We start from the raw sequence: 15,961 nt of genomic DNA on the forward strand, positions 1-15,961 counted from the left end.
CATTGACGTCGGAACCAATATACTTTTGGAGGGCGGAAAGATGTTGCGCGAGACACGCACGAAATTGCGGGGCGAGTTGAAAAACGTCACCGACAGCGAATATGCATTCGCTATTGCAGTTGCATTGAAGCAGGAGATGGGAAATGCCAAGAACACCGCAAAGAAGCTGGCGCGAGTCACTGGCGCAAGCGAGCGGACTGCGCAAAACTGGCTATCGGCGGTGAGAGGACCGAGCGGCCTACATCTAATTTTGCTAGCGCAAAATTTTGCAGCTGTTCGCGCGACAATTACTCAGCTTGCTTGCCAAGAGAAATTCTCGGATGACGATATTGATACCGTGGTTCAGATGCTTTCCGGAGCGATCTCGCTTCTGCTCGTACACAAGTAAATATAGGCGAGAAGACCGACGCGCAAGCATGCATCCAGCCTCATTCGATCCACTTGTCGAAGGACTTAGCGTACCGGATTAGTTGCGCGTGGTCAGCACGGCGATTGCAATAAAAACCGGATGCCGTGGATTGCATTTCGGCGGCCTGGTGGTCCACGCAACGCTCCGCGGTGAGCGGCGAAGGGGCGTCAGGGTACCGATGATTCACGAGCGCTAGCGTGTGTGGCAGTGGGGTCAGCGCAGGGTGGGCTCGGTCTCGCGCCGCGCATAGTATTCGGCGAGCGCCTTGAGCACGCGCTTTTTCTCGGCCTGCACGTAGATCGTGGTCGTCTGAAGTGACGCGTGACCCAGTACCTTTTGCACCACGTCGACCGGCACCTCATCGGCGACCGACTGGGTGCCGAAGGTATGCCGGAACGCGTGCGCATTCGCTTGGCCCAACAGAACGCGCTCATCGGGACTTAAGACGGCCATCGTCTCGACAAGGACCTTGAGCATCCGGCCGATCAACCGGTTCAGGCCATCGGCGGTGTACCCCGCTTCGTGCACACCCGGTGAAACGCCCGGCTCGGCCTTGAGCGTGCCAGCCGCCTGACCCTGTCGATGTCGCCGGCGCGAGGCGTCGGTCCACGGAATAATGACGGGTGCCAGCAGTGGCCCGGCGGGTGCCAAATCAGGTGCCACGCCAAGTACAACGCCAGGTACGCCCTCTCCTCCCGCATCGAACGCCACGCCCCGATCGGCCCAGTGCGCACGCAGCGCCGCGAGCGTGGCGCCGCTAACGGGCACGGTGCGCTCGCGCTGTCCCTTGCCCACCATCGTCAGTTCCCACACCGGCCGCTCGGGCGTGCCATACGCCGACGCCTTGAGTTGCTCCCGGCGTGCGCAGGCGGCTTCCTCTCGACGGAGTCCCGAGTCGCCCATCAGCAGGATCGCTGCACGCACCGCGCGCCACTGCTTTGCTTCTCGTTGCGCGCATCGATCATCGAGTTCATCCCGCAAACGTCGCCACAAATCAATAGGCAACGCGCGCTCGATTTTCATCGCCGTGGCGCGCTGAACCACCGGCGGATCGTTGACCGCGCTCCACGGGTTACCCGCCAGATAGCGCACGTCCACGAGCCACGCGAACGCGCCCCGCAGCACCCGGATCGCATACCGCTGCGATTCTGCCGACAGCACATCATTCGCGAACGGCCGCCAGCGCGGCGAGTTGCGGGCAAACCGCTCGCCCACGAAGCGCGGATCCGGGTTTTTCAGGAAATCCTTATACGCCTCGCAGTCATCGACCAGGAGCGAGCTCATCGGCTTGCCGCGCAGCACCACCGCCCACAATAAAAACCGCTCGAGTTCCTTGGTGTAAGCCCGCAAGGTTTTGGGCTGATCCCGATAGCGATTCAGATACGCCCGCACCGCCTCGAGATCGTGATGAGCCTGGATATAACAGAAGGCGCGCGAACGGTTTTCCCCCTCGGCGCCGGACAGCGCCTGCGGCAGGGCCAGCCGCTCAAGCGGCGCGAGCGTCAGTCGACTCGCGAGCGCCGAGGACATCGGGCCGTCCGGGCCGGATTCCGTCACCTTTGCGTCCGATGCCGCAGCAGGAACATTGCCGCCCTGCCCTGGCTGGCCGTATCTGACGGCGTTGTGCGCCGGCGCCACCTCCACGCATTCAGCCGCGACCAGCAGCACCCCGTCCTGCTCGAGCGAGTCGACGTCGGCGTCGACCGTTAGTTGCAAGATCGCCGCTTGTCGTCGCAGCCAACTCACGATGGCGCGCGCCCGGCCCGGGCCGATGCGGGGAATCGAACGCCACCAGCTACCGCCGCGCCGGTTGCAGAACGCGACCAGCTCGCCGAGCGTCTTGATCCCCTCGCCTGTCAGCCGCCGGGCGACCCTAGGACGCAACCAGGCGCCGATCGCGTGGTCCGGATGCGGCGGCATTGCCGCTAACTGTGCCGCATCGGTGACCATTCGATACGTCACCGCCGTGAGCTTGGCCTGCCCGTGCTGACGGATCGAGGCGCGCAGATGGTCGGCCAGCACGCTCGAGCCATGCGCGATTGCCAGCTGCACCATCGTATCCAGCAGCGTCGTGAGATAACGCTCCATCGCGCCGGCAGTTGCCGCGTGCGGATCCTCGTCCGGATCGTAATAGGTGCGGGCAATCACTGCGGGCGGGATGCGTTGCACGTAGGCCCGCAGCGCCGTGAAATCTTTCGCCGTATAACCGCGCTCAACGGTGAGCGTTTCCGGGACGGGTGGGCGTTCAAGCTCGCGCTCAGCCATCGTCGCGCTCGCCGTCGTCCGACTCCATCGGCGGCTCCGGCCGTCGAGACCGGAAGCCCTGCAATGCAGCCTGCGCCTGCGCCATAAACACGTCCGGCCAGATGCCGCACAGCGCGTTGAAAGGAATGCGAGCAGTAAGGAGGCGCGCCGCAAGCCGCACGTCTTCAGCACGTTCGCCCCACAGGACGCGCTGGACCAGCACCACGGCGCCCCTTTCCACGATGAAGTTGAGCACCGGCGTGAACGGCCCTTCCTTGACGATCGCGGGACCGTAGGCCTGGGCCAGCGCGGTAAGCACGGCGAGTTCGACGGGGGTTGGCCGCGGGGCGAGCGGCGGCTTGAGCGTGCCGGACGAGATCTGCCCGCCCTGGGAATCCGGCGAGGCGGCCAACGCCTGACGTCGCCGGGTAATCGTGGCGTCGAGCACAAGCACCAGGTAGGCGACTTCGGCATCGGATGCGGAGTCGGAGTCGGAGTCGGGATCGTCGTCTGCGGCTCGCGCCATGGGCGTGCGCCCTCTCAGGTAATTGGATTTAGCCTAATTTTACCCCGCAAACGCTATCCCGATAATAGACATTATCAGGCTTGACCAGCTCGTCTTGATCAGCATGCTTTCCGACGCAAGGCGGCGGGCGGAGCCCTCAGCCCTGCCCTATGCCGGTCTCAGTACAGCCAGAAGGAAAGACAAAGGCGACTGTGGCGATTAGACGCCCATGACACGTGATAACTTCAACGCTGCGGATTGATGTCCAGCCACGGACGTGGATCGGCCACTATGTCGACGCCTACAGTGGCCTCAACATCGCCGTGACGGTGCGGCGCCGGGGAATCAGAGGGTTGTGCTGGACGGCCTGGGCATGCGTCCGATGCGCATCGACGTCGAGCCGCTGGACACGGGGCAGTCGCTCACTCGAAGTGGCGCCCAGCCGCTGACGCTGGCCCATCTGCACCGCATGCTGACCGTGGCGGATGGACACGTTGGCTCAGCTGGTGCGCTGGTCCGCGCGCAGGAGGACCGCCTCGGGACGCTCGCGTGCGAAGGACGATGCGCTGCGGGGCCAGATTTTTGTTGGGTAACTACGCGAGACCTTCAGACGATGGCCGGACACCGCCAGTTGATTGCCGAACAAATTGAGCGCTCGAGACTAAGGCGACAAAGATCCGAGCGGGTCGATCATCGACGATCAACCCCGCTGCATCCGTCTCAATGCAGCGGACCCATGCCTTCTAGATTCCCGCTTCATTGCTTATAAGGGCTAGACGAGCCGGACGTCGCTAGCCAAGTTTCGCCGCGTAGTTGGCCGGCGGGTGCGGTCGGCCCCATGCTGTTCCAGACACTGCCCGAAGATCGAACGGACCCGTGGCAACGCAGCGCAGTCATGAAACCCAATGCCGCGGCACCTACGGTTCTCCGTCCCGACGGACGCTTGGCGGACCACTACATCGACGCCAACGGCGCCTTCGACAAAGTACGCGATGGGCGTCGCCGGGGCGGTCAACGCCGCTGCGATCGACGGTTTGGGCGTGCTTCCGACGCGATTTGACGTCGCGCCGCGAAGCTCTGCTGAGCCGCCCAGGCGGAAAAGCGACGCCTAGCCGCTGAGCCTCTGAACAACGCGCTGGCTTGGCGGATCGGGACATCGGTGCGGCGAGGCGCTCCCCCCATGGGCAGGAGGACCGCCGGACGACGTTGTCCGCGACGGAGACTACAGGGCGCGGCGACATGGATTGTTGAGGCTCACAGAAATGCCTGCGAAGCGGGGCGGACGCCCGTAACCAACGCTCTTGCTAGCTAAGCTCTCGCCATCGGGGAGTCTAGCCGAGATGCGACCTGCTTCATTGCGGCAATCCCTCCTGGAATGACAGTTGAGCTGTCGTCGTAGGCAGTCAGACTAGCATGCTTCGCGTGTTGGGCGATCGATAAACCAGATTGGTAGTTGCATTTCGGCATGCTCTCGGAAGCAGCCGACATATCGTCAATTAGCGGGATGGTGTTCGTCGTAGACGATGAAGTAGCAACGGGGACGTTGCTGCCGGCATCGAGCGATCGTCCCCGCCGGCAATTGTCTCCGACCAATTGCCCGCCGAGGAGCAAGATCAAAGAGTGGAGCAGTCCGTCCATCGACCAGCGCGATAAAATATTTTTCGGTGCCCGCTGGATACATGCGCACGAAAGCGCGTTTTTGCTGCAAGTCTCGCGGCGACTAGTTCACCCGGGTGAACTCTCAGACTGTAGTGATGCCAAGAAAGCGCGAAGCGATTCCAACTTTTCTGGACCTAGGGTTGCCTTATCAATGTCGATAGTTGCCTTCTTGTCTGTCTCATTCCAAGTGCCGAACGCAAAGTTCACCCGGGTGAACCTCTGGGCGCTACGATTGATAAGGGCTTCGTAAATCGCCTTCGGCGGAAGAGACTTGCCTGCGATTGCTTTCGCTGCACTAATAACCGCGGCGGAATCAACATCAATGACCTGCCGTAACTTTTCAGCCCACTTCGGCTGGATATCGCTTGGCGACCGAAACGCATTCACCACGGCAACAGGCAGTTCAGCGAGTGCACTGTACCGGCTCATCAAACTTTTGGTTTTTCCCAGTACGGCTGCGATCTCCGACCAGTTTCGGTAGAGCTTGAGATCAATCCCTCGTCTGTAATGCATGGCGAGTTCATACGCCGACAGGTCTTTTCGCTGTTCGTTTTCCCTGCTCATCTCTTCGAACAGGTCCTTGTCGGACATGTCCTCCTGAATCATTGCCAGGACCGGTAGTCCAAGTTCTAAGCACGCTCGATGTCGTCTGTGTCCAAACACAACTTCGTAGTTCGGGCCAATTCGCCTCACCTTGATTGGCTGTACGTTTCCGCCCGCGCTCAAGATCTCTTGCTTGAATGTTTCGAATGAAGGTCCTTCAAACGAACCCTCGATTCGATTTGCAAACTTCGACGCTTTGATCGAATCTGCTGTGAGTTTCCGTGTCGGGAGCGCACCATCGTGAAGCGCAAGTCTCCTTTGCGCCTCGCTCAGGTCCCTTTCGACCTTTTCGAGTTCTCCTGTGAAATCCGTGACTCTATTCATCGCGATTCGCGGCGTTCTACGCTCCAAACGTGGCATCGGCGCCGGATCCAATGCCGCAGCGGCGAGTCGGGCCGCCTCCTCTTTCTTACTTGTCATCAGCTAACTCCTCAATTAACCCAGACGCGCCTGATTTGAGCCTCTACTTGGTCGACGGCTGCGTCATAGGCAACTCGCGCCGTCTGATATGTCTTGGCACTACCCGTGTACTTGGTTATGTCATAGACCGTAGAAAACTTCGTCCCGGACGAGCTCGATACAACTGTCTTCGGAATTTCGCCTGTCATTAGCTTGTCCCCGTACGCCACTTTTACCCATTCCCTTACCACGCTTTCGTTCACATTTCCCTGCCCCTCGGTCATGCAAAGCAGCACGTCGATAAATTTCCACGTCTTCTCAGCACCCGCTTGCTCGGCAATCGAAGAAGCTAAACCCGAAAAAAGAGTCCAGAACTGGCTCGAACTGGCGAAGTCCATGCCGCGAGGTGGTATCGGCATGATCAGCCCGTCAGCAGCGAAGAAGGCGTTCAAAGACAAGTAGGAAAGCGTTGGCGAGGTGTCAATTAGAATGACGTCATACTCCGCTCGAAGGTCCTGCAATCCTTTGTTCAGCACGTCATAGAACCGAAAATCGGGCTCGCGCTTCGACTGTCGACTTGGGATGTGAAACTCCGCTGCGAAGGCGACTGGGCTACAACCGACGACGTCCAATCCATCCCAGTAGGTCGGCTTGACTGCATACTGGAGCGACAGCTCATCCCCAGCGCATAGCGGCAAAATAGTGTCTTCCTCTTGGACTTGAGTATCTGGCAGGTAACCGCATAGGCTCGTAAGCGACCCCTGCGGGTCCAAATCTATGCATAACACCCGGTACCCAAGAAGCGACAGCCCTTGTGCCATACACATTGTCGTAGTCGTTTTACTTACACCGCCTTTGCTGTTTCCGGTCGTTACGACTACCGCCCGGTCATCTGGTCCTCGCGTATAGGACCGCCCGTAAGCACGTGCCCAGCGCCGCGCCTCGGCCAACGTGAAATCGCGACGAGATTTGTTTATTTCCTTGCCGGCGGGAAGATCTCCCTTTGCGACCCGTCTCATGAGGGCGCTGCGATCGATGCGGCAAAGAGCAGCAAGTTGGGCGACGGAGAAAGTAGGGGACTTTTTGATGTAATCCGGCGAAAAAATGCTGTTCCGAACACGCTCTACAACGTCCGCTACGCGATTGGCCTGATCCTCAATGTCGTCGATCGTGTATTCAGGGCGCAAAGGATCAATCATTGTCCGTCCGATTAGAAATTGTTGTTATACTCGAAAAAAGTAATCGGCAATAGAATACCTGATCGACGCCGAGGAACAAAGCAAATGACAAAGAAAACGCCGAGTTTGATTTCCTCCGAATTTCTTGAATCCCCAGATACGACCGAGAAGGTAGCAGTCAAGGAGACAGCTCTCGAGATCGTCGCCCGGCTAGAGAAATCCCTCGCCGGGAGGAAGAGCTCAAATCAACAGTCGCCACGACCACCGACTCGTGTCCAGATTCCGCTATGGTCGGAAGATCATCGGCCCGTGCTGCACGATCTGGTTCGGTCCGCGCTCTTCACCTGCGGGCAAAGGGATGCACGTATGGATCTCAAGGCGAAGCCGATCTGTGCGCTAGAACACATCAAGATCACGTACACGGGAGAGGAACTGCGTCAGCGCGACTATGACGTGTACTTGCAGATCCTCCATTTGTCTCGCGGTGCCACTGTTGACAATCGACAGGAGTGGGTCGAGTTCGAGGCCCGTTCTCTTATAAAGATGCTGGGCTGGACTCAAAACTCTCGCAGCCTCGTAGAACTGCGGGAAACCATACGTCGATTAACGGCGTGCGCGCTGGAAGTAACTCGCTCCCGCACGAAAAGCAGCGCTCCCGTTGTCTACGGCGGACCACTCCTGCTGAAATACGCCGGTGCGCAAGAAGGCGGTTTTGACGAAGTGACCTTTTGGAAGGTGCAGATAAACAGCGAGGTCGCAGCACAGCTCAAACCTGGGGATTACACACGTATCGACTGGCAGATTAGGACCAAGCTTTCTCCTTTGGAGAAGTGGCTGCATGCCTTCTATTCGACCAATCAACATCCGTATCCGATGAAGGTCGAGACAATACACAAGCTATGTGGATCTCGTATGGCTGAGGTCAAATTTTTCCGCCGCGCGATCAAAGCCGCACTGGACCGCTTGACGGAAGTAGGGTTCCTTTCGTCTTGGCAATTGGACGAAACGGACAAGGTAAGGGTGGTCCGCAGTCAAATGCTTACTGCCAACACCGATAGAGTAGCGAGCGACGGAGTCCGTTGACCCAAGGCCAACGCAACCGCCACTCGACTTCAGTCAAATGATCACCAGCGCTTCAATCAGCGGTGACCATTTGACTCGAGAACAAGATAGCCAGCAGCCCGGAATCAAGTCAAATAGTCACCAACAGAGCGACAAACCAACTTTTCGCCCCAAGCTGCAGCGGTCTGTGACGTAAGAAATACAAAAAAGTGCCAGTTTTATATGCACAAGGGATGAGAAGCGCATTATCCACAGAGCAACAGTCAAATGCTCACCGCTCTAAGTCAGATGCGCACCGATACAAGTCAAATGCTCACCCCAACTAGTCGGATACACACCCACTGTAGTCAAATAGCCACCGCTCGACCGGCGTAAACAACTGAATGTATTAGGAAAACGTGGTCGCTCGGACAGGTGCTAGAAGGTTCTAAGAAGGTTCTTAGCTCTTTCTTAGACAATCTAAGATATGAGGATTGAGCAATTAGATGCAAAGAGGGCGGGAAGACGCTTTTTCTAAAAAATGCTCGTTGCGATAGGCGCCGTATTCGTGTGTGCAGAGCGAGAACCACTTCCAAAGCCCGCGTCGCCACGCTGATTGCCTCGATCGCTGCCTTGGGGTGCTAGCGTCTAGGTAAGGCTACCGCACGGCAGCCGGTCAAGCGCAAAGGACCGTCTGCAATGCGGGCGCTCCGCTTTGGGTTGAGGAGCCGCTTATCAAAGACAACAGGAATGGGCTCTAAGAACCTTCACCATTGTTTGCCCTCAACGACCCTCCACGGAGCGCGGACAAGGCGATCGCACTCGGCAGACACGCGGTCAGCAGAGTTTTGCTCGAATGAGCGAGGCAGTAGCGCCGCTCGTGCGCACATTGTCGCAAATCGCTCACGGTGACGACCGGAGCAATGCCAAGGCGTCGCCCTCTATGGTCAGCGACCTTTCAACGTCTCACTCAGATAAGTCCTGAACGGCTTCAGCCGAAAGGCGGGCCGTTGGGCCGACTACCTCGGAAAACCGCACTTCATCTCACGATCCGGAGCCATTCCCATTGCCAGCCTCAGCACGCGCCAATAGCTGAGAAGGCGACCATTTCAAGACTTCACAAATCCGAAGAATATTAAGGATCGTGACGTTCCGCTCGCCGCGTTCAATCTTTCCCATGTGACTGCGGTCGATGCGGGCCTCATGCGCGAGCACTTCTTGCGAAAGGCCGCGTTCCTTGCGCAGCGCGCGAATAGCCCGTCCTAGACCGATAAGATAGCCGGTGCCGTCACTAGCAGCTGAGATTCTTTGCATACCTCCATGGTCAAGATGCTATGCTTTTATGACCACGGTATTTACGACCCATTTATGCGAACGAAACGTTTCGAAGTTGCACGCGGGACGGCGCGATCTGCCACGTTTGACCTGCCACGGACCGATGTAGTGGCCTTATTGCGCGAGCTGAGCGCACGCGGACCGGAGGCTGCGCTGCCGCAGAACCTGAGCGACGTGCGATTGCGCGCGCTAGTTCGCGATATCGTCGCCAATGACGGGCTTCACGATCAGATGGCCGTGAAAATCCTGGCCATGACTCTCGCCGCCGTGCAAAAGCCGGATTTGAAGTGGGAAGAGACGAGGGACGGCAACCACCTGTTCGAGTCAGAACCCTTGTCGTCTTACCTTCGAAGCTATCAGCTCACTCTCATCTCGGAGCTTGTTGATCGGCAGGTTGGTGTGCATGGCGCGGAATACAGCGTGGAGAATTTTTTCGATCAAGTAAAGGCTAGCCGCCGGAACATGAATACGGTTTGAAGCGCGGACGGCGAATCCCGAGCGAGGAAGAAGGGCAGGGCCGCGCCATCGACCAGTAGTCCAGTTGCAATCACGAAGGGCCATGGAGAACAACGTCATGCTTGAAACAATCCACCGCCGCTGGCGATCGCGTCGCGGGTTCTTTCACCCGAAACGCTTGCCGCACTTCGTCGCTCTCCCTATCACCTTGCGGCGTGGCGGATCGCCGATCGATGGGCGCTTGAGCAGCCCGAGGATTTGCGCGCGCTCGGGAGACAGGGCGAAATCTTTGTGCTGATTCGGCTGTTGGAACAGCAGCAGCTTGAGCACGAGGCGCTGCTCGACGCGTCCGAGGCGTTGCGAGAAGGCTCGTCACCCGCAGAAGTTTTCCAGCAGCACGAGATCGAACTTCGCTTGTGATAGGCGTGCATGATGGGCTGGCTCGCCGGGGCTACACGCTGGGCTCGTGACGAGCAACGGCACTGCCTGATCAGATGGGCGCGCCTCAAGGCCAGCGCGTTCGCGTGCTCGGTATGCTTTTCGAGGACCTTCCTGTTGATCGCCTCGCGGGTGTGCGCGACCTTCTCGCGATGCTGCGCGTTCTGGCCGCTATTCCGGCGTCGGATGTTTGCTGGAGATAATCGCTCCGCAGTGTCGACGGCGCTACCTCCAACTGCATAAGTGCGGCGATCTTTTCCAAGGTCAGGCCACGGCTCTGCCGAAGACGAGGGTCGGCATCTCGGTTCACGGTTTCCTGCTTTGCGAAGCGATCGTCGGGCAACTCAGCATGGATCATTTATATCGATTCGATCGCCCAGCTGCTGGCAGATCGGCGGACGGGATTAGACGACGAGGCCGACAACGACGGCGATTTAGACGGTGAAGCGGACCACGAGGATGGACCGAAGCGTTGAACACTTGACTAAGCCGGGACAAGCAGTAACGGCGTATACCGACTACTACTACTGCGTCGACGGGTAAGCGGACGACGACCGGAGCATCGAGGACGTTTGACGATGCACCGGCAACCGATAGTTGCGAATGCCAGCCGCACGGGAACAACACCCACCTGGCAGCTACAACGGAAGCCCGATCGGACATCCCGCTCTCGCCCAAAGGCAACAGTCTGCGGTCGAAAGGAATGCCCTAGGCGCTCGACAATGGCGCATGGACGGCGTACCAGCAAGCACAATCGTTCGATGAGACGGCGTTCTTGCGGCCGTGGACCTCGTCGGTGAGCGGGCTGAATGGATCGTTCTCCCAGACGTCGTGCAGGGCGGAATGGCGTCGCTGGAATTCTCGCTCGCGTGGAAAGAGCGCCTGCGCTAGATTCCGACGAAGCTCTGCGCCGCACCGGACGGCGTTCAGCTAGATGACGTGGCGCGGGAGCTTTGTCCAGCCGCAGGGATTTGTATCGGCGGTTCGACTGAATGGACGAGGCCACTGCGGGCGCATGGGATCATTGGCCCGCCGCCGCAATTGTCATCTTTACGTTGGACGGGTGAATACAGTTCGCCGGAGCGAGATCTGCGCCGCCGCAGGCGCGAACAGCATCGACGATACGAGCGTCAGCGCGCTACGCCAAGACCCTTTCGAAGCTTGACGCGGCATCGAGGCAAGATGATTTCTTTTCGACCGCCCACGAGAACGTTCGCGACGCGGAGCATGCTAGTAGCGACGTCGACCTTTGCGCACTAATGCATTACGCCGCCTGATGCTTCACAGGTTCACCGGCATTTTCACAAAATCTTTGCTCGTTCTGGTCTTGGTGGGCGCGATCAGTCGCCCCACCGTCCGCAGAAGGTAGACTTGCCGCTGCGCTAGAAACCCTTCAAACGGCTTGCCCGACACGTAGTAGACCAGGTCCCCCGCCCGTAGCTCCACGTCTTCCAGCAGTTCGGTCCGTTCATCCGTCGCCATACTGGCGTCCGCAATCGCTGTCAGCGTCATCGCCATGTTGTCTGCTTCATTCGCAGGCGGTGCGATTGCATGGCTGTCCGGGCCTACGAGGTCCAGGGACGTATATTTTTTACTGACGACTGCCGGCGCTTCCGTCCGCTCACTGTAGAACTCCAGTGCCCCCGGCGCCGACCGCGAAGAGGGCAGTGCAGCCGGCGAGGCCGGTCGCGTCGCCTCTGTTCCCAGGTTATCCACGTTTCCGCTGGGTTCGACGTGCTCCTGTACGGGGGCGATTGTGACCGTTTCCCCCTCGTTCGTTTTGAAGGCATCAACGAGCAGCGGTGCCGCCTGAGTCTAGTTCGTTCGCGTGCTCGATATGCTTTTTGAGGACTTTCTTGCTGATCGCCGCGCGGGTTTGCGCGACCTTCTTTCGGTGCTGCACGGTCTGAGCCGCCACTTCGGCGTCGGATTTCAGCTGAAAGTAATAGCTGCGCAGGGTCGACGGTGCGATGTTCAGCTGAAGGAGTTGCGCGATTCTTTCGAAGGAAAAGCCTCGTTCCCGGGCCGCAATCAGTCTGCTCAGCAATTGCCCGATCGCTTCTCGCCCCACAAAGCGATCGTCCGGCCGTTCACTAAAGATGGCTTCGAGCACTCTCTGACGAGCTACTTCGATGTCATCCTTTTTGATTTTCCCCTGGGTCGATGCCATGCCCAATCCTCATCTATCGAATGTTCGTGTCGTTATCCATTCATAGTACCAAAGACATTACGAATGGAGTTGCAGTTGCGCGCCCTCCAGAGGTGACCCATGAGGCGACCCGAGAGGTCACCCATGAGGTGACCCGAGAGGTGACCCATGAGGTGACCCGAGAGGTGACCCGAGAGGTGACCCGAGAGGTGACCCATGAGATGACCCGAGGGGTGACCCGATCGGTGACCGCCTAGGTGACTCGATAGTTGACTCCATAGTTGACTCCATAGTTGACTCCACTGCGAACAGCTTGAGGACAGGATATGGAATGTATCCACGCGACAAGTCGCGCGGATACGTCGGAGCGAAACGCTTGGTGGCCAGCGGCCCCCGTCGCGCTTCGATCCTTTCCGTTGAACTCAGGGCGCCGCCCCGAGACCCTTTCCGCAAGTGAGATGCAAAGAACAAAAAGCAGCCATGAAAAAAGACAGTGAAGCGGGGAAGAGTGAGTCGATTCGGCTGCGTCTCACAGCGGAAGACAAAGCCGCCATTGAAGGCAAGGCGCAGGACCGGAAGTTGACGGTGACGGAGTACCTCACGCGCGCCGGGCTGGGCCGGCCGATGCGTCAGCGTTCCGACGTCGATGCGATCAATCTGCTGCGCGAGTGCGTGGACGAGCTCAAAAGCATGCACAACATCCTGCAGGGCGTTCCGGAGGCTGGGCGCGCACTGTCGCCGGCCAGCATGGAGCACACGATGGAGGCTGTATGTGTCGCCATCCAGCGCGTCTGGCAGAGCGGAGACGAGCGATGATTCCCAAAGTCGTGGCGAATCGCCGGGACGGAAAATCGTCGTTCCAGCAATTGGCCGCCTACGTCACGCACGGCATAACGCAATCCGGCGATCCGCCAGAGAAATACAGCTGGTCGACTCTCACGCAGTACATCACGAAAGAAAGTGTGCTGGACGCGCTGGGGGATCAGGTCGAAAAGACGATCGGTGTGGAGATCAGTCAGGTGTCGTCGCTCGCGAACGCGCCAGCGGAAATGTATGCCGTCGCGCAGCAGGCACCGCGCGTGAAGGAGCCGGTCTGTCACTACATCCTGTCCTGGCCGGAACACGAGCGGCCGGCAACGCAGGACATTTTCGCCGCAGCGCGCCACACGCTGGCGGCGCTCGGCATGCGGGATCATCAGTACATCATCGCGATTCATGCCAACACTGATAACTTGCACGCGCACATCGAGGTCAATCGCATTCATCCGAAGACCTTCCGGGCCTTCGATCCTTATTACGATTACCTGACGCTCCATCGTGCGGCGCGTGAAGCCGAGATTCAACATGGCTGGCACCACGACAACGGTGCTTTCCATGTCACGGTCATCGACGGGCAAAAGCGTATTGTGCGTAATCTCGACTACCGTGATCCGGACCTGGCGCCCAGCCGTGCCGGCGCACAACGCGCAGAGGTTTGGTCGGGTGAGCAGTCGCTGGAAACCTGGTGCAAGGGCGAGCCGGCTGCGGACCTGAAACGCGTGCTAAAAGACGCAGCGACAGGAAGCTGGCAAGACGTGCATCGCGCGCTTGCGCTGCATGGATTGGCGTTGCGCGACGCCGGTGGAGGAGGGTTGCGCGTCACAGTTGTGGGTGAGGACGCGCTAGCCAAGCACGGCAAGCTGCTGGCTGTCAGCGCCTCCGCGGCGTTTCGTTTTCTCCGGCGAAAGGAGCTGGAGGCGCGTTTCGGACCCTTTGAGGCGCCATCGGCTGAGACGAGCGTCGAGCCCAAGCAAACCTATCGCCGCGATCCGAATAAGCGCCTTGAGTCCCGGGTGGAACGTCGTGCGTTGCGCGATGAGCTCCATGCTCGTTTTAAAATCGAGGAGAAAGGCGCCCGTGCGTGGCAGGCAGAAGCACGCCGGCAACTGGCGCCCTTTGTCGCCGAGGATCGTGAGCGACATCAGGTGCTCCTCGAGCACCATAAAGAAGTGCGAGCCGCGATCCGTCACGATCCATTGCTGAGCCCTGTCCAAAAACAGCAAGCGTATATGGTCGCGAAAGTCTCGATGGCGCGCCTGCGCGCACAGCTTGTCGAGCAGATCCGACAGGAACGCGATACGCGGCGCGAACTGTTGCCGCCCATTCCGACCTGGCGGGAATGGGTCGAGCAGCAGGCACAGCTCGGTGACGAGGCGGCGATCAGCGCGCTACGGGGGATGGTCTACCAGGAGGGTCGGAATCGTACAAAGAAGGAAGGCCTCGATGAGGTCGATGCCGAGGTGAACGCGATTATGCCGGCTCAACCCCAATACACCGATCCTCAGGCGCGACGCTTCGAGGACCTTGTCTGGCGTGTCGCGAAGAATGGCCGGGTCACTTATCAGTTCCCGAACGGCGAGGACGCCTTCCAGGACGAGGGCGAGCGCATCACTTACAGAAGGCCAGTCGTGTCTGATGAAGCGTTAGCCTTGAGCCTGCGGTACAGCGATCAGAAATGGCCCGACGGCATTCGGGTGAACGGCGGCGACTTCGAATTCAAGGCGCGGGTCGTGCGTATGGCGGTCGAACACAGCATTGCCATTCGCAATATCGAATTGCGAGAGCTGCAGCGTCAGTTTCAGGCTGAGAAAGAGGCGATCGGGTCGACGAAGAGTGAGGCGCATCTGAGCCAGCGGCCCGCCCCGGTGCCGTCACCCGACGCAGGGGTGAGTGATTCGGACATCAAGCAGGCGATCCGCCAATCGGATCCGAACGCGACCATTTCGCGCGCGAACACGCAGAATAAGCGTTACCCCGGACCTATCCTTTGGGAGGACGCTCACTTCGTAGCGCAGTCGGTCGGCAAGCACGAGTACGTGCTGCACGAGCGCAGTCGATTAGATCGTCAACCGAGAAAAGGCGAGCACGTCACCATTCAATATCAAAGCGGCAAGGCGCTCATCTTGGCACGGAAGGGACGCGACACCGGTCGAAACAATCGCTAGGAGCACCGCCGCATGCTGCTTTTTCTAGATACAGAATACACGGGGGAAGGGCAAGCCGATCCGGGGTTGATCAGCCTGGGCTTGGTCGCTGAAGATGGGCAACGTGAGTTCTACGTCGAGCTGGCCGACACATGGCGGCTTGCAGACTGCAATGGGTTTGTCCTGCGCGAGGTATTGCCGAGACTGGACGGTTCACCGCTGACGATCGCGCAGGCGCGCCTCGAGCTACGGCTCTGGTTGGCCGCGGCACCGCGCTACGTGCAGGTGGCATGCGATTCGGCGACCGATTTTCGTTTCCTGCAGCAACTGCTTGGCGAGCCTTGTCCCGGGAACCTGGATGGGAAGTATTTTGATCTCCGCCCGCTGATCGATACGACGGTCTATGACCGTGCCGTAGCGACTTACTACGACACCAATGACGCGCGTCTGCATCACGCCCTCGTGGACGCTCGCGCATATCGCCAAGGTTGGTTAGCGTGGATGGACTCGCACAAGTCGGGAAGCCAGTAGCCCAAAAATGCGCAACGCAAAGCGACTTAACCAAAATGCACTTTTGCAGAA

Annotated in this window: 14 protein-coding genes; 6 read left to right on the forward strand and 8 right to left on the reverse strand. The window is 59.2% G+C overall.

Translation table 11 applies throughout. The annotated features are described in order from the left end of the window. The first annotated feature begins 40 nt into the window (after positions 1-40). On the forward strand, positions 41-388 hold the full coding sequence (locus AC3D25_RS30945) for a hypothetical protein (protein WP_488892337.1): 348 nt from the start codon (positions 41-43) through the stop codon (positions 386-388). Positions 389-622: 234 nt separating this feature from the next. Here the strand turns inward: AC3D25_RS30945 and AC3D25_RS30950 are convergent, their stop codons facing one another. From AC3D25_RS30950 to AC3D25_RS30965, 4 genes are all read right to left on the reverse strand, one after another. Further along, positions 623-2,674, reverse strand: a complete 2,052-nt coding sequence (locus AC3D25_RS30950; protein ID WP_488892338.1) for a site-specific integrase — start codon at positions 2,672-2,674, stop codon at positions 623-625. Continuing rightward, the gene (locus tag AC3D25_RS30955; RefSeq protein ID WP_488892339.1) at positions 2,667-3,179 is read right to left on the reverse strand and encodes a hypothetical protein; all 513 of its coding nucleotides are present in this window, start codon (positions 3,177-3,179) and stop codon (positions 2,667-2,669) included. The genes AC3D25_RS30950 and AC3D25_RS30955 overlap by 8 nt, the downstream gene beginning before the upstream one ends. A 1,704-nt stretch (positions 3,180-4,883) precedes the next feature. After that, entirely contained in the window at positions 4,884-5,840 is a 957-nt protein-coding gene (locus tag AC3D25_RS30960) for a ParB/RepB/Spo0J family partition protein (protein WP_488892340.1), read from the reverse strand. Positions 5,841-5,851: 11 nt separating this feature from the next. After that, positions 5,852-7,018 (reverse strand): AAA family ATPase, encoded by a 1,167-nt coding sequence (locus AC3D25_RS30965; protein WP_488892341.1) that lies wholly within the window; start codon positions 7,016-7,018, stop codon positions 5,852-5,854. An 84-nt stretch (positions 7,019-7,102) separates the two neighbouring features. Between AC3D25_RS30965 and trfA the strand changes: the two genes are divergently transcribed. After that, positions 7,103-8,080: a plasmid replication initiator TrfA gene (gene trfA / locus AC3D25_RS30970; protein ID WP_488892342.1), complete on the forward strand. Its 978-nt coding sequence runs from the start codon at positions 7,103-7,105 to the stop codon at positions 8,078-8,080. Positions 8,081-9,082: 1,002 nt separating this feature from the next. Here the strand turns inward: trfA and AC3D25_RS30975 are convergent. Further along, the gene (locus AC3D25_RS30975) at positions 9,083-9,352 is read right to left on the reverse strand and encodes a helix-turn-helix domain-containing protein (RefSeq protein WP_087128818.1); all 270 of its coding nucleotides are present in this window, start codon (positions 9,350-9,352) and stop codon (positions 9,083-9,085) included. Positions 9,353-9,358: 6 nt separating this feature from the next. Between AC3D25_RS30975 and AC3D25_RS30980 the strand changes: the two genes are divergently transcribed. Further along, positions 9,359-9,850, forward strand: a complete 492-nt coding sequence (locus AC3D25_RS30980) for a hypothetical protein (RefSeq protein WP_488892343.1) — start codon at positions 9,359-9,361, stop codon at positions 9,848-9,850. Positions 9,851-9,994: 144 nt separating this feature from the next. On the opposite strand, the gene AC3D25_RS30985 is transcribed toward AC3D25_RS30980, so the two are convergent. The 3 genes from AC3D25_RS30985 to AC3D25_RS30995 form a co-directional block, all read right to left on the reverse strand. Beyond that, positions 9,995-10,159 carry a hypothetical protein gene (locus AC3D25_RS30985; RefSeq protein WP_488892344.1) on the reverse strand — a complete coding sequence of 55 codons (165 nt, stop codon included), beginning with the start codon at positions 10,157-10,159 and terminating at the stop codon, positions 9,995-9,997. A 1,389-nt stretch (positions 10,160-11,548) separates the two neighbouring features. Next, positions 11,549-11,785: a hypothetical protein gene (locus AC3D25_RS30990; protein ID WP_488892345.1), complete on the reverse strand. Its 237-nt coding sequence runs from the start codon at positions 11,783-11,785 to the stop codon at positions 11,549-11,551. Between the two features lie 271 nt (positions 11,786-12,056). Continuing rightward, positions 12,057-12,437 (reverse strand): hypothetical protein, encoded by a 381-nt coding sequence (locus AC3D25_RS30995; RefSeq protein WP_488892346.1) that lies wholly within the window; start codon positions 12,435-12,437, stop codon positions 12,057-12,059. A 459-nt stretch (positions 12,438-12,896) separates the two neighbouring features. On the opposite strand from AC3D25_RS30995, the gene AC3D25_RS31000 reads away from it, so the two are divergent. The 3 genes from AC3D25_RS31000 to AC3D25_RS31010 are packed head-to-tail and all read left to right on the forward strand — an operon-like array spanning position 12,897 to position 15,910. Next, positions 12,897-13,232, forward strand: coding sequence for a plasmid mobilization protein (locus AC3D25_RS31000; RefSeq protein ID WP_488892347.1), 336 nt, complete (start codon positions 12,897-12,899; stop codon positions 13,230-13,232). Next, the gene (traI, locus tag AC3D25_RS31005; protein ID WP_488892348.1) at positions 13,229-15,400 is read left to right on the forward strand and encodes a TraI/MobA(P) family conjugative relaxase; all 2,172 of its coding nucleotides are present in this window, start codon (positions 13,229-13,231) and stop codon (positions 15,398-15,400) included. Before AC3D25_RS31000 ends, traI begins: the two co-directional genes overlap by 4 nt. Before the next feature lie 12 nt (positions 15,401-15,412). Next, positions 15,413-15,910, forward strand: coding sequence for a 3'-5' exonuclease family protein (locus AC3D25_RS31010; RefSeq protein ID WP_488892349.1), 498 nt, complete (start codon positions 15,413-15,415; stop codon positions 15,908-15,910). Positions 15,911-15,961: the final 51 nt, after the last annotated feature.

The organism is Caballeronia sp. SL1002 (assembly GCF_057814995.1).